The 13,543-nt window shown below is 31.6% G+C and carries 15 protein-coding genes; 8 read left to right on the top strand and 7 right to left on the bottom strand.

What is annotated here, in order from left to right:
- Nucleotides 1–7: 7 nt before the first annotated feature.
- Both ACOQOS_RS07825 and ACOQOS_RS07820 read right to left on the bottom strand, forming a co-directional pair.
- A complete protein-coding gene (locus ACOQOS_RS07825) occupies nt 8–928 on the bottom strand; it encodes a GNAT family N-acetyltransferase (protein WP_420574413.1) in 921 nt (306 codons plus the stop codon).
- A 353-nt stretch (nt 929–1,281) separates the two neighbouring features.
- Nucleotides 1,282–1,473, bottom strand: coding sequence for a hypothetical protein (locus ACOQOS_RS07820; RefSeq protein ID WP_420574412.1), 192 nt, complete (start codon nt 1,471–1,473; stop codon nt 1,282–1,284).
- A 156-nt stretch (nt 1,474–1,629) separates the two neighbouring features.
- On the opposite strand from ACOQOS_RS07820, the gene ACOQOS_RS07815 reads away from it, so the two are divergent.
- On the top strand, nt 1,630–2,151 hold the full coding sequence (locus tag ACOQOS_RS07815; protein WP_420574411.1) for a helix-turn-helix domain-containing protein: 522 nt from the start codon (nt 1,630–1,632) through the stop codon (nt 2,149–2,151).
- A 26-nt stretch (nt 2,152–2,177) separates the two neighbouring features.
- On the opposite strand, the gene ACOQOS_RS07810 is transcribed toward ACOQOS_RS07815, so the two are convergent.
- The 3 genes from ACOQOS_RS07810 to ACOQOS_RS07800 all read right to left on the bottom strand — a co-directional run bounded on the left by ACOQOS_RS07810 (nt 2,178) and on the right by ACOQOS_RS07800 (nt 5,081).
- Nucleotides 2,178–3,287 (bottom strand): type 1 glutamine amidotransferase domain-containing protein, encoded by a 1,110-nt coding sequence (locus tag ACOQOS_RS07810; protein ID WP_420574410.1) that lies wholly within the window; start codon nt 3,285–3,287, stop codon nt 2,178–2,180.
- A gap of 351 nt (nt 3,288–3,638) precedes the next feature.
- Complete coding sequence (locus ACOQOS_RS07805; protein WP_420574409.1) at nt 3,639–4,391, bottom strand: hypothetical protein; 753 nt, start codon at nt 4,389–4,391, stop codon at nt 3,639–3,641.
- A gap of 60 nt (nt 4,392–4,451) precedes the next feature.
- Nucleotides 4,452–5,081, bottom strand: coding sequence for a chromophore lyase CpcT/CpeT (locus ACOQOS_RS07800; RefSeq protein ID WP_420574408.1), 630 nt, complete (start codon nt 5,079–5,081; stop codon nt 4,452–4,454).
- A 108-nt stretch (nt 5,082–5,189) separates the two neighbouring features.
- Between ACOQOS_RS07800 and ACOQOS_RS07795 the strand changes: the two genes are divergently transcribed.
- Nucleotides 5,190–6,623, top strand: a complete 1,434-nt coding sequence (locus tag ACOQOS_RS07795) for a hypothetical protein (RefSeq protein ID WP_420574407.1) — start codon at nt 5,190–5,192, stop codon at nt 6,621–6,623.
- 2 nt (nt 6,624–6,625) lie between these two features.
- On the opposite strand, the gene ACOQOS_RS07790 is transcribed toward ACOQOS_RS07795, so the two are convergent.
- Complete coding sequence (locus ACOQOS_RS07790; protein ID WP_420574406.1) at nt 6,626–7,738, bottom strand: helix-turn-helix domain-containing protein; 1,113 nt, start codon at nt 7,736–7,738, stop codon at nt 6,626–6,628.
- A 270-nt stretch (nt 7,739–8,008) separates the two neighbouring features.
- On the opposite strand from ACOQOS_RS07790, the gene ACOQOS_RS07785 reads away from it, so the two are divergent.
- The 3 genes from ACOQOS_RS07785 to ACOQOS_RS07775 all read left to right on the top strand — a co-directional run bounded on the left by ACOQOS_RS07785 (nt 8,009) and on the right by ACOQOS_RS07775 (nt 8,708).
- A complete protein-coding gene (locus ACOQOS_RS07785; protein ID WP_420574405.1) occupies nt 8,009–8,197 on the top strand; it encodes a hypothetical protein in 189 nt (62 codons plus the stop codon).
- Nucleotides 8,198–8,237: 40 nt separating this feature from the next.
- Nucleotides 8,238–8,447 carry a hypothetical protein gene (locus ACOQOS_RS07780; protein WP_420574404.1) on the top strand — a complete coding sequence of 70 codons (210 nt, stop codon included), beginning with the start codon at nt 8,238–8,240 and terminating at the stop codon, nt 8,445–8,447.
- Nucleotides 8,448–8,555: 108 nt separating this feature from the next.
- On the top strand, nt 8,556–8,708 hold the full coding sequence (locus tag ACOQOS_RS07775; RefSeq protein ID WP_420574403.1) for a hypothetical protein: 153 nt from the start codon (nt 8,556–8,558) through the stop codon (nt 8,706–8,708).
- 369 nt (nt 8,709–9,077) lie between these two features.
- On the opposite strand, the gene ACOQOS_RS07770 is transcribed toward ACOQOS_RS07775, so the two are convergent.
- Nucleotides 9,078–9,800 carry a hypothetical protein gene (locus tag ACOQOS_RS07770; RefSeq protein ID WP_420574402.1) on the bottom strand — a complete coding sequence of 241 codons (723 nt, stop codon included), beginning with the start codon at nt 9,798–9,800 and terminating at the stop codon, nt 9,078–9,080.
- A gap of 106 nt (nt 9,801–9,906) precedes the next feature.
- Here ACOQOS_RS07770 and ACOQOS_RS07765 point away from each other — a divergent pair, with 106 nt between their 5' ends.
- The 3 genes from ACOQOS_RS07765 (at nt 9,907) to ACOQOS_RS07755 (ending at nt 13,272) form a co-directional block, all read left to right on the top strand.
- Complete coding sequence (locus ACOQOS_RS07765) at nt 9,907–11,040, top strand: hypothetical protein (protein ID WP_420574401.1); 1,134 nt, start codon at nt 9,907–9,909, stop codon at nt 11,038–11,040.
- 268 nt (nt 11,041–11,308) lie between these two features.
- Complete coding sequence (locus ACOQOS_RS07760; RefSeq protein WP_420574400.1) at nt 11,309–11,548, top strand: hypothetical protein; 240 nt, start codon at nt 11,309–11,311, stop codon at nt 11,546–11,548.
- Nucleotides 11,549–11,664: 116 nt separating this feature from the next.
- Nucleotides 11,665–13,272 (top strand): alanine/glycine:cation symporter family protein, encoded by a 1,608-nt coding sequence (locus ACOQOS_RS07755; protein ID WP_420574399.1) that lies wholly within the window; start codon nt 11,665–11,667, stop codon nt 13,270–13,272.
- Nucleotides 13,273–13,543 lie beyond the last annotated feature (271 nt).

The following is a 13,543-nucleotide window of genomic DNA, read 5'->3' as shown; positions in this document are numbered from 1 at the left end:
TAGTTCGTTATTCTTCATCATTCCAAACAACTGATGTTAACTTCCACGTATCATTTTTTTTGATGAACTGCATGATTTTTACACCTTTAGTTTCAAAATACACTCCATTATAATTTCCTGATTTTTCATACAAACTCCAGCGTTGCGCAATGTTTTTAAATATTTTAGTCTTTGAAGAGATTTCACTTTCGCAAAAATTAGTAAGAGTTCCGTCGTTTAAAATTTGTTTTCGTGGTGTTACAAATGTATCTAGAGAATAAATTTCTTGAGATGTTTTCGTATTATTTATAAGAATTCCATCAGAAATAAATAACTCAGTTATTTTTTCCACATTAGGAATATTTCCGGCTGTATTGGTGAAAAGGTCAAAAAAGCTTGTCGTTATTTCTTCTATATCTTTTTGATCTTGAAGATATTTTGATGGTGTAAATACAAGTACAGAATCGTTTTTAGACAATGTTAATGTCCTTTCAAAAGAGAGTCCAATTTTTTCTAACACAGCAATAGAAGCTTTATTTTTTGCATCCGTAATCGCAATAATAGTGTTGATTCCTAAATGATAACGCGCATAATTCATGGTAGCATTCGCTATTTCGTATGCATATCCTAATCTTACATATTTTGGTAGTAATGCATATCCGATGTCTATATCATCTAGCGTTTCTCTATCAACCAAGCCACACATTCCAATTGGAGTTTTCGTTTCTTTGAGAGCTACTAACCAAAGTCCAAATCCGTTGTTTTGATAACTTACTATTAAACTGTTTTTTATATAGTTTCGAGCATCTTCAAGGTTTTTTACATTTTTGTCTCCGATAAATTCAAGCCAATTTGGTGTGTTCAATAATTCAAGAATAAAATGCGCATCGTGTATGGTAAATTCGCGAAGCGTAAGTCGAGTGGTTTCTAAGATGATTTTTTCCTGCATAAATAAGTGGATTTTGTGAGGTTAAATATCTAGAAAAATTAGTGTTGATGAGCATGACAAATGGCTCATAAAGAGCTAAAATTATGCGCGTTTCATGAAGTTTCGTAACAATTACATACATAATTCGTCATAAAGAAACAGTTTTTAAGTTATTTTCATCTTTTTAGCATCATGCGTTTTTTAGATTTACTTCTTATTTTTATGAGTAGTGCCGGATTACTACACGGTATTACATTTGCGATATATCTTGCCTTTTTTAAAAAGAAAAAAACAGTAACAAATTATCTGTTAGCCGCGATACTAATTGTAATGGCTTTTAGAATAGGAAAGTCCGTAATGCTTAATTTTGGCAGTCATCTTGAACCATTATTTATTTTTTCTGGCTTAGCACTTCTAGTATGTGTCGGACCTTTGTTACGTTGGTATGTAAAAGGAATGACGGAAACAAACTTTAAGATATCACGATATTCACTTTTAGAATTGATTCCGTTTGTATTTATATTTACAGCTAGTTTTTTTGCTCCAACTGATATCTTTGAAACCACAAATCAGCAACTATTGTATTCTTTGGGGCTATTTTCATGTTTATATACTTACATTTCGCGATGTATATCATCATATCTGCACTTCATCTTAAAAAGATACTTCAGAAGCACCAAACAACTCACCAGACAAAATCTCATAAATCCATATATAAATGGTTGCGCATACTTTTGATTGGTTTTGGAATTATCTGGATTTCTTATGTATTAAATATGATTGAAGATGCTGTGCCTTATGTTATTGGACCTATCATGTACTCACTAGTGATATATTATGTCAGTATTGTAGCGTATCAACTTAAAATCACCGACATTGATGGTAATGTTTTCAAAATAAATGATGATAGTGTATTATTTGATCAAATATATTCGCTTTTTATTGATGAAAAATTATATTTGGAATCAACAGTGTCGCTCACAAAATTGAGTAAGCGAATTGGAAAAAGTAACCAAAAAACATCTGAAGTTATCAACCAATATGCCAAACAAAATTTTAACGATTTTGTGAATTATCATCGTGTTCAAGATGCTAAAAAACTATTGACGGATTCAGAATCTGCTAAGTATACAATCTCTTCCATTGCTTTTGATGTTGGTTTCAATAGTTTGTCTTCTTTTAATAGTGCTTTTAAAAAGTTTGAAAGTATGACGCCTTCTGTCTATCGTAAAAAAACGCTGTAAATAAAATCAAATACTTATCAGGTGTTTTATCCTTGATTTTTTCTGTCTAATTCACATTTCTTAGCAAAAGAAACCAAGCTTGTTAAGTTGAAGAAATCACCTATTTTTCCTTGCATTGCAGCTATAATTCCGTGTTGCGCTATTAATACCCTATTTACAGGTTTTTGTTCTATGATTAGTAAAGATGTAAGTACTTCTTTGGCTTTCTGTTCTCCATGTTTTCCATAAGCTAAAAGAACTTTTATAGCATTTTCTTCATCAGTGAGCGCTCTGTGTTTCGGTTGATAGCCCATTTGAGCAATCATACGTTCTGCAACTACCCAAGTTGACCAAGGATTTTGACCTGTAATTAGGTTATTATCATGACTTATTTTTTCGAGATACATGTCACCTTCATTAAATATAGCGCCGCTTTCCGTGATTTTGTCTTGTAAAAGGAAAGGAAATACAGAAGCTGCATCTGAAATTAATAAAAGCTCTTCTTTGTTTGTAAAACTACTAATGGTTTTATTTTTTAGAATATGTGTACCATCATCTAAAGTAACATTGACCAATGCAGAAGGTCCGTGACAAACTGCGCCTATTACTTTATTAGCTTGGTAATAGTTTTTTACGATAGATTGGATGGTTTTATTTTCGGGAAAATCATACATCGTTCCTTTTCCGCCAGCAAAATAAACTGCATCATAATCTGTAAACTCAATATTTTCTAACGGAATTGTATGGTTCGCTTTATACATAGCAATACTATCATTTAAAAAAGCATAATCATACATTCCCATATCTTCATCATCAATAACGACAGGAGCTTTTCCGCCTTTTGGACTCGCAACATCAACCTTAAATCCGTTCGCTTCAAAGGTATAGTAAGCACGTGCCAACTCTGTCAATTCATATCCTGTAGGTTTATCGGTTGTTCCCATAGTTTTTGTACTTGTCACTACGGCTAAAATTTTACCTCTTGTCGGAACAATGTTCTCGGATAAATATGGTAAATCCTTTTTTTGAGTAGTTTCTAATGATAAATCTTTTTGAGGAATTAAACTCATAAACCAAAACCCAAAACAAACAATAATGACGAGTAAGGTTACAATACTTAGTGAAGTCCATTTTAATATTTTATACTTTTTAAACATTTTATCGAATTTTAAATTTTGTATAAAACAACGAACTAAACGTTATAAACACTGACGAAATGATAATATCGTCAGTGTATTTTATCATATTGAAATATGTTTGTTTTCTAAATCGGTTACTTAGCTTGTAGAAAGAAATAGGTAGCGTGAGAAAATCAATTGACAAATGTCAAATATCATCTTTGAAGTAATCAATATAAAAGATGCGCTAAAAGAGTTTGCTGAGAGTAAGTATATGAATCAGAAGAAAATGTTTAAGTATCATAATTATAATAGTCGATAATTTGATACTTAATTTAAAGTGCCACAAAGTATTTTTAAGTCTTTACACTGCGTGGCACTTTTATTTCTTTAAATACTTTTTCCTTTTGCTAATTTTCGTAGGTTTTTTAGCTTATTGGTAATGTCAGATGCAGCTTCTTTATTTTTCTGTTTTCTTAAGGTAGCTCTCGACTTTTCAAATATTTTGATATAGTGTTCAAACACTTTTTCTTGAATTAGTGGTTCATCTACAACGTTGTACAATCCGGCTAAAATCCATTCGAAAATTCCATAATGATTTAAGCTTCCGTTTAAGAAATTTTTCAATCCAACAATCATGTTTTCATCCCAATTTTTAATTTCCATAATTCCTCTAAAAACGTCAGTTGTACCACTGTAAATACTCATAAACCATTCGGAAAGTTCATGGAAATATGCTGCTTCTGCTTCTTTTCCTTCAGCTTTGTAATACTCAGAAATCGATTCGCAAGAAGTATTACAGCATATATATCCGTTACTACACCATATAAATCCAGATACATCTATAGTACCATTAATAAGTCCATTTACAAACACTGAAAGTCCCATTAGATGATGTTTCATGTCCTCATTTTCTAACAAGGCTGAATGTTGAGGTAACTGTTCTGTCATTTCCTCTAATTTTGCTTCAAAATCATCATGTGACGCCCATAACGGTAATAAATTGACAGCCAGTGCACGTTCTATGATTTCTTGGTTTAATTCACCTCCATTTTGTATATATTCTTTCAAATGGTCGCAGGCACTTAAGTAATTTTTGAATGAGTTTCCTGCTAACTTTTCAATTAATTCTTCTTTTTTCATAAAATAATCTGATGCTTATTTGGCCTTTATATTTATATAAAATGGAATATTATTTAATTTTTATTTCAAGCGTTTAAAAACATACCCTGCTTTTTCTGCGCCCCAAACATGTTCGTCTTTAGCGTCAAAACCGCGGTCCCAACTCACAATTTCATTAGCTTTTACAGTTACTTCAGAAGTAGCATAACTTGCGCCACGCATAGTACTTTTACAATCTTTTTCGTTGGTACTTCCTGTGTAGTAATTTCCTTTTTTCTCTAAAATTACTGCGCAACCTTCACGCTCTTTCAACATAGAAATATCAAATTGATCAAAATAATCAGGTGTTTTCCACTTTCCAATAGCTTCTTTTGGGTTTTCTAAGGTGTAGACTTTACTTGAAAATTTACCATTTTCTAGCTTTTCTAATTGATATACACGTTGGCGATATGGTTTGTTTTGATTGCTGTTAAGTGCTTGTTCAACATATAACCAATGACCATCTTTTGATGTCCAAATTGGATACATATGTAGCGAAATATTATAATAACTATCGTCAGCAGTAGCTTGCTCACTACTATCAAACGAACCTGTCATTAATGTCTGTAAAGCTTTCAATTCATCACTTTTATTGACAGATTTATAACTGTTACAACTAGACATTATAAAAGAAAAAATTGCCGTAGCAAGATATAGATATGTTCTTTTCATTTTTGATTGAATTAGGGATGTATTAAGGTTGATATCCGGTAAATGTAGAGAATATAGGATACTTTTCAAATTTACCTAGCTAATAGTTTTCTAGGTAAAACGTTAAAAATGAACAAATTTTCAATTAATTCTGTAATTTTAAAAAAAGTATTGGGCATGCGTGTTGTAGTTTTCCTCATATTGAACTTGTATATTATTGCAGGATTTTCACAAACAAATCGTTTTGAAAAGGGTAAAATCCTGAATTCACTTTATGTTAAAAACAGCACAGATACGTATGCTGTATATCTTCCAAAATCATATGACGAAACAAAGCTTACGGCTGCTGTTTTTATATTTGATCCAAGTGGAAATGGCGCATTAGGTATTCAACCTTTTATATCTTCGGCAGAAAAATTTAATTATGTATTGATTGCTTCAAACGTAACTAGAAATGGTGTTCCTTACGATACAAATTTTGCGGTTGCTAATAGATTGTTTGCGACTGTTTTCTCCACATTCAAAATTGATGAAAAACAAATTTACGCAGCAGGTTTTTCAGGCGGTTCGCGTTTGGCAACTGCTATTGCTGCACTAACTGACAAAATGCAAGGTGTCATTGCTTGTGGCGCAGGTTTGGCTATCAATAAATCATTCACGCCAAGTAAAAAAATGTTTTCGTTTGTAGGTTTGGTCGGTGATGAAGATATGAATTACCAAGAAATGTTTACGACAAAAAATTGGTTAGATAAATTTGATGTTCCGAATGAATTAATAGTTTATAATGATACACATCGTTGGCCACCAAGTCATCAAATAGAACGTGCTTTTAGTTGGTTGGAATTACGCGCTTATGAGAAAGAAATTAGGCCTTTAAATCCCAATTTTGTAAAGCAATACTATACTTCTCAAGAAACAATTGCCGATTCGTTGGCAAAGCATAATAATAGATTTCGAGCTTTGTTGGAATATGAAAGCATGACCAAAAACTTTAAGTATTATTATACACTTACAGATATTCAAGCCAAAATAGAAACGATAAAAGCATCGCAAGAATATAAAAATGAAATTGCGCTTAGAAAAGTTTATTTAAAAAAAGAAAATGTACTGTATGAAAAATTTTCTAAGGTATATTCTAATGATATTTTGACAGCAACATCAGAAGATAATTTTCAATGGTGGCGCAAAGAATTAAAGAAGATAAATGTTGAGATAACTAAAGAAAAAGTTCCACTCACTGTAAAAATGTTGAAACGTTTAAAATCTACACTTTTTGCAGGTGTTTACGAATCTTCTATGGGATATATTGGCGCAAAAAAATACAAACATGCGTTGTATTGCGATCAATTGTTAGTGTATTTCAATCCTGAGCAAGCGTATTGGTATTACAGAGTAGCACAAAGTTATGCGCGAAATGATGATTTTAAACATACGATTCGAAACTTAAAGAAAGCAAAAGAACTAGGATTACAACGTTTTAATGAGATTCAAAACGCACCACTTTTTGCAAAATTCAAACAAAAGAAAAAATTTAAAAAGCTTTTTGAGTCAGCATCTGAATAAAACTATGAATACATCTTCTGAATATAGCGAGAAGGCGTATCGTTCATCAACGATTTAAAAGTCTTATTAAATGTTGATTTCGAATTAAAACCTGCATCCATTGCGATAGCTAATAAGGTTTGTTTCTTGTGTTCACCATCTTCAATTTTCCTTAAAAAGGCTTTTACTCTGTATTCGTTTATATATTCATAAAATGTTTTTTCATACACGGAATTCAATAACCAAGAAAGATTATTTGAAGACGTATCTACTCTTCTAGCAAGTATTTTTAAGCTTAAATCAGAACGCATAAAAATTTTCTCTTCCTCAATTAATAGTTGTAATTTTTTGGTAATGATTGCAATTTTTTCCTCATTCAATCGATCTTTAGAAGTATTATTTTTCTTTTCAACTTGCAAACGCACAATCTCAGGTTGTGTAAAACTAAAGTACCCGACAATAAAGAGGAAAACTGCCATAGAAATCCAAACAAGCTGGTATATAATGAACGAGTCATAACTATGTATGACATACGTTCTAAAAATTCCAACTGACCAAAATAATATAATAGCACACATTCCAAGTAAAGTGAATGTAAGATAGCGCGATAATTTATGTGCATGCGCTAATTGTGTTTGTTCTGAATTTTTGATTTTTAAGACAATTTTATAGGATAAAAAACTATAGGCACTCAAAGAGATAACGCCAGCTAGTTCCATACCTAAGTATATAACTCCCATAGTGTCTGTGTAACTTAATCGAATATATTCTTCTGTTGTAATAGTTAATGACCAAGAGAAAAATAGAAATAATAAAAGTGCTGGAATATAATGTTTAAAAGCGAGTATGTTTTTAGGATGATGTTTAAAAACCAATGCTCTAAAATACATATACAACAAAGGACCAAATAGATAAATAGTACAATCAGATAATAGTGCTGGTCTCCAAATCCATATGGCTTTTATTTGAAATATAGCCATTTTACCAGCAAAGATAAATGTTGCTAATCCTATAATAATCATTAAAATAGTATTGGCTTTTTTATTTTTTTGAGAAGTAAAGTGTAAAGAAACTATTAAAAATATTCCTTGAACAACACCAGCAAATAATACAAGATCTAAGAAAGAAAACGCCATCTTTTTTAATTTTCAATATACTCAGAAATTATCCTAAAAAACTCTTAAAATAGACGTTGAACTCTAGAACTCCCTTTTTGTAAATATTTTTTTATTGTAATGCCTTTTTTTACAGTAAAGTACAGGTTTTCCGATGTGCGTGCAATTTATAAATTCGACATAATAAGTGCGTGTGAGAATGCACAAACACACATGTTACACCTCTAAAAACGTGACTTGTACATGATGATTTTCTACATTCGTTTCCTCATAACATTAAAACCGTTTATTATGAAAAAAAAACATTTATCAAAGAAATTACATCTTAAGAAAAGATCAATTTCATCTTTAAAATCACAAACAATTGTAGGAGGAGCCACCAATAGTGATTGCTGTCCAGTACCATTTACACTTGTATTCACTTGCGCCGTAGCTTGTATACCTAGCAAAGTTTGTGTTTCTGATAAATGCACAAACTAAAAAGTATTAACCATAAGTTTAATTTAAAATTATTTAAATCATGAAAAAACAGAAAAAAACCATTTTATCATTACGTAAAAAGACCATTTCAAAACTAGATCATGTAAAAGGTGGAGTTGCATTGGCAGGAGATACAGAAACAGATACTATAACAGATACAGTTACGCACACGGTAACAGATACTGTGACAGATACTATTACTGATACAATTACGCACACTATAACACACACAATTACGCATACTGCCTAATGTTTGTATATTAGAGAATACTATTATATACACTAAAGGAATGTTTAACGACATTCCTTTTTTTGAATTTTGTATCTTCAAAGAGAGAAACCAAAAATTAAAACTATCATGAAAAAAAGGACAATTAAAAGTTTAGCAATCAACAAAAACACGATTTCTAAATTTAACCATTTACACAAGTTAAAAGGAGGAAACGGCTCAGAAACAAGTTGTTTGTGCGGACCAAGTCAATGTGAATGTTTGGCAGATGAATCTTTCTGAATACTTAAAAAGTTGAAGTTTAAAAAAGGACACGTTTTTGTGTCTTTTTTTATGAGTAAACATAATAACTAATCAGTACACATTTCATCCATACAACAGCCAACACCATCGTCAGATAAAGGATTGTTATAACAAGGACAACCTTCACTTTGTGTGTACCTAAAAAGATGACACATCTTCCAAAATTTCCTTTAACAGAAGCTTGTTCAAATTTATTTAATGGTTTAGTTCTTTTAAGATTTATAATTAATTTTAATACGGTCTATTATTAGGGTTAATAAGCGAAAAAGTTAAAAAAAGGATCAACCGTTTCATTACAATAATGCCATATTTAACATTTTTAATAAATTCAACGATAGAGTTATGGGTTTATTTAAATGCTTTTCGAGTTCGTTTTCTAAGTTTGACAAGTCGATCTTTATAATACACTTTCAATTCATCAATAAACGTATATGGATTGTCATATTCCGTTACAACTTTATACAAGGAAGAATTTTTTAATTGAATGAGTTCTGTTTTTAATCGTTCAATTTCAGATTTTAAATACGATTTTTTATCAGCCTTAAGCACTACACTTACGGCAGTTTTTTCGGAAAGAGTAGCTAATTCCATATCGCTAAAAATATGTGCATGATATGCTTTTAGCATTTCCAAATCACCTTCTTTATAAATTTGGATTAACTTGGCTGTTACATTTGTAGCAAGATCTACTTGTTCATTTGTAAAATAAAAATTATCTGGATGTACGTGAAGCATCGCTTCTCTATACAAACGTTTTTTTTCTTTTGAATGATTTACATTTTTATCTTTACTAGGCTTGGAAATTACTTTAATACCTTTTGGAGCTACATAGTTTCTTCCGCGTTGTTTTTGTTGCAAACGTTGTTGTTTCTTGGCAGACTTTAATTCTTTGTAAATGATCGTTAATTCTTGCACTTCCACAATTTCGTCTGTCAAATGTGAGTGAATAAGATTTTTAAGCGCTTGTACTTTTTGTTCAACCGTATCATATTCTTTTTGCAACTGTTTCAATTGCAATTTCAAATCAATAGTGTCAAGATTTGTTTGTATGGGAAGATTTTCTTCAGACATTTCACAAAAATACAATACAAAAACAAAAAAGCTTCTGTGAGTTTTCAAATCATTATAATATTGCACAATATTTTACCTACCTTTAAAACATCAATCAATAAAAAACATGTACGCGCACATAGAATCTACAGTAACGGCAATAGTTTGTTTACTCACGGCATTTGTCATACAACGTATTTATGACAAAGAACGCAAACAACAAAATATCAATACAATTAGTGGAATAAAATGGTTTGGACTGGCAATTTTTGCATGGGGAATTGGCGCATTGGTAACTTTAATAACGACTAAATACTTTGAAGTTTCCGCACAGGCTAAATTGTTAATTTATTGGAGCGTGTTTATCTCATTGATCAATTCGTTATTTATTTTACTATCCTTACCTTCTATAGAGCATCAAAAACAACGCAATATGATTGTGCGTATTGTAGAACGTTTTTCTGTAAAAGAATTCGTGATGTTATTTGGCGGTATTTTCAGTATGATTGCCTTTGTGTTTATAGCTACTTCATACACAAATCCAGACATTAGTAGTAGTTTTATTTGGTTGATAGATATTCCTATTTCATTAGTTGTTGCGCTGGCTTTATTATATGAATTGAATAGTGCTTTTATCAATAGAAATATGAAATTCATGTACTTACCGTGCTTTTCATTATTCGTGTTGATCATCATTGCCGTTTCCCACAGAATCATCCCACATGAATTAGTCCAAGAATATATCACTTTAACTAATTGGAGTCTGATTGGAATTATTACAGCAATTTCGTTTAAATTCATCTTTATTCTTCTCTTTTCAATTCTCTTATATAGTTGGAAATTTTTATCTGAAAAAGAACAACAACAATCAGAGTTTGAATTATTAGAAACAGAGCGAGACTCTTTATTAGAAGACAATGAAAAGTTAGGTATTGCCAATGAAAGTCACATTGATACAATTCAATCGTTGACTAAAAAGCTAAAACAGGAAGAAAAGAAAGTTGCTAAACTACAAGAAGCTTCTAAAATTGAATTATCAGATCGTCAAAAAGAAGTCTTGGCAAATTTAGGCATATGTGGCAGAAAAAAATCTTATACAGAAATTGCCGAAGCGATGCATATTAGTGTTGATGGTTTTCAAGCACATATTTACCAAATCAAAAAAATACTCAACATTAGTGGTTCAGGCGGAAAAGAACAACTCATTGCGTATGCTACAGAAAACAATTTACTTCAATTTGCTACAATTGATTGTGATTAATTAAATAAAGACTTCACTACATTTTGATTCAAGTGTTGAAACAACTAGAATCGCCATCATGTTTGGAATCAAAGATTTATTATTTGGAAAAAAAGTAAGAATAACTATTCCTAATTTGGGAATATTTGAAGCACGTGTCAAAAAGAATTCTTAGAAAGAAATAATATGGACATGCGATGCAAATTCGGCATATGAAAATAAGGAAGTTATACTTTTATTATTAGGAAATGAAAAAGAACCATATCAAAGCCAAATAGAAAATGCTCATTTGGTATTGAAAAATGAAGAAGATATCAAGAAAAAAGCTGTAGAAGAGATTATAAAAGACACAAGATTACAGCAAAAAATGAAAGGTCACAACATAGAAGACTTTAAACTAACCTGTATTTATCCTTACCAAAATGAAGGCATTGCATATGAGCTTTCATACGAATCTGAAGAAGGTGGATACATTGGTGCCGTATTTAAAGATGGTATAATTTCAGAAGTAAATTTTGATACTATCTAAATAAAAAATCATGATTAAGCACATACTTAACTACTTCCAATACTAAAAACATCACTACGTAACCTTTTGTAATACAGTACATAATTTCATCTTCGTACCAATCAAAAAACGAACAGATGAAATCAATACAATTAATTCTTGTAAGCCTGTGTTTCCCCATTTTTACACTTGCACAAGAACCCGCGGAATCTCTAGATATACTAATTAATGAAAGTTTTGAAAACAGTACCAACTGGTTTACAGAAGCTATCTTTGCAGAAATTCCTATAACGGATGAAGTAGGAATTCCGTGGGTTTTAATTGTATTGATAATTGGTGCAAGCTATTTTACGCTGTACTTTAAATTCATCAATATTCGTGGCTTTTTTACAGCGATAAAAGTTATAAAAGGCGATTATGACGATTTAGAAAACAATCAAAAGGTTGAGGTTTCTACGTCTGTGTATTATACAACCGAAACTCTTGATAATCCTGATACGGTTCGTGTAGAAGGGAACGAAGGAGAAGTGTCACATTTTCAAGCGTTGACAGCAGCTTTGTCGGCTACAGTTGGGCTTGGTAATATTGCTGGAGTTGCCATTGCCTTATCTATTGGCGGACCTGGCGCTACATTTTGGATGATCATAGTTGGGTTTTTAGGAATGGCTTCCAAATTTGTAGAATGTACACTAGGTGTAAAGTATCGTGAAATAGACGAAAATGGTGTTGTTTTTGGCGGTCCAATGTATTATTTAAAAAAAGGACTAAGCGAAAAAGGATGGAAACGTTTGGGGAAATTTTTGGCAGTTGTTTTTGCAATTATGTGTATTGGCGGATCATTTGGCGGAGGTAATATGTTTCAAGTCAATCAAGCATTTCAATTATTTCAATACGTAACTGGTGGCGAAGAAAGTATATTATATGGAAAAGGTTGGCTTTTTGGTTTAATAATGGCAACGCTTGTTGGAATTGTTATTATTGGTGGAATTAAAAAAATAGCAAAAGTCACAGACAAAGTCGTTCCTTTAATGGTTGTTATCTATGTCATAGCCATTTTTGTTATCCTCGGAATAAACTATCAACGTATTCCTGCTGCTTTTGGTGAAATATTCAAAGGAGCATTTAGTTATGAAGGTGTTGCGGGCGGATGTATTGGTGTAATGATTCAAGGATTCAAGCGAGCAGCATTTTCCAATGAAGCAGGAATTGGTTCATCGTCTATTGCACATTCGGCTGTAAAAACTAAGTATGCCGCTAGTGAAGGTTTGGTCGCTTTGTTAGAACCGTTTATTGATACAGTTGTGGTTTGTACCATGACGGCTTTAGTACTCATTATCACAGGACAAATTACAGCAGGAACAGAAGTTTCTTATGAACAAGGTGCTATCTTAACATCTAATGCCTTAGAAAGTGGGATATCTTGGTTTCCGTATCTGTTAAGTATTGCGGTTATTTTATTTGCATTTTCTTCGATGATCTCTTGGTCATACTACGGACATCAAGCATGGTCATATTTGTTTGGAAGAAGTAAAAAAGCAGAATATATATACAAAACAATCTTTTGCTTATTTGTTGTTATTGGTGCTGCAGCAAGCTTACAAGCAGTTATTGATTTTGCAGACGCCATGGTGTTTGCCATGTTAGTTCCCAATATGATTGGACTCTATTTATTAGCTCCAAAAGTTAAAGAAGAATTGTTGCGTTACAAGAAAGCAATATCAAGACATGCAAACACTGAAAAATAAATTTCTCATAAAGTGCATCTTTTTGAATCGTTTTTCGTCTACTGTATGAATTTTAAAAATCAAACATCATGAGAAATCATAAAAATTGTACATGTAATTGCGTAAGTTGTAAAGACGGACAATGTAATCAGTGTAGTTGCGAAAATTGTAACTGTGTAGACTGTAATTGTTAATCAACTAATTCTATGCAAGCTCGCGAAACATTGAATGGAAACAATTAAAAATAGTTTGACGCGAGTGTCGGAGCATTTAAATCTCGATTATCGAGTAA

Origin of the sequence: Kordia sp. (assembly GCF_965224175.1) — a bacterium.
In the GTDB taxonomy this organism is placed as follows: Bacteria; Bacteroidota; Bacteroidia; order Flavobacteriales; family Flavobacteriaceae; genus Kordia.
Note: the sequence above shows the minus strand (reverse complement) of the source record. Positions and strands in the feature narration are given on the sequence as shown.

Bases quoted from the DNA above. Each gene is read 5' to 3' on its own strand.
- ACOQOS_RS07795 (WP_420574407.1), top strand. From the start codon at position 5,190: ATGAACAAATTTTCAATTAATTCTGTAATTTTAAAAAAAGTATTGGGC.
- ACOQOS_RS07780 (WP_420574404.1), top strand. From the start codon at position 8,238: ATGAAAAAACAGAAAAAAACCATTTTATCATTACGTAAAAAGACCATT.
- ACOQOS_RS07785 (WP_420574405.1), top strand. From the start codon at position 8,009: ATGAAAAAAAAACATTTATCAAAGAAATTACATCTTAAGAAAAGATCA.
- ACOQOS_RS07765 (WP_420574401.1), top strand. From the start codon at position 9,907: ATGTACGCGCACATAGAATCTACAGTAACGGCAATAGTTTGTTTACTC.
- ACOQOS_RS07825 (WP_420574413.1), bottom strand. From the start codon at position 928: ATGCAGGAAAAAATCATCTTAGAAACCACTCGACTTACGCTTCGCGAA.
- ACOQOS_RS07755 (WP_420574399.1), top strand. From the start codon at position 11,665: ATGAAATCAATACAATTAATTCTTGTAAGCCTGTGTTTCCCCATTTTT.
- ACOQOS_RS07770 (WP_420574402.1), bottom strand. From the start codon at position 9,800: ATGTCTGAAGAAAATCTTCCCATACAAACAAATCTTGACACTATTGAT.
- ACOQOS_RS07800 (WP_420574408.1), bottom strand. From the start codon at position 5,081: ATGAAAAGAACATATCTATATCTTGCTACGGCAATTTTTTCTTTTATA.
- ACOQOS_RS07790 (WP_420574406.1), bottom strand. From the start codon at position 7,738: ATGGCGTTTTCTTTCTTAGATCTTGTATTATTTGCTGGTGTTGTTCAA.
- ACOQOS_RS07775 (WP_420574403.1), top strand. From the start codon at position 8,556: ATGAAAAAAAGGACAATTAAAAGTTTAGCAATCAACAAAAACACGATT.
- ACOQOS_RS07810 (WP_420574410.1), bottom strand. From the start codon at position 3,287: ATGTTTAAAAAGTATAAAATATTAAAATGGACTTCACTAAGTATTGTA.
- ACOQOS_RS07805 (WP_420574409.1), bottom strand. From the start codon at position 4,391: ATGAAAAAAGAAGAATTAATTGAAAAGTTAGCAGGAAACTCATTCAAA.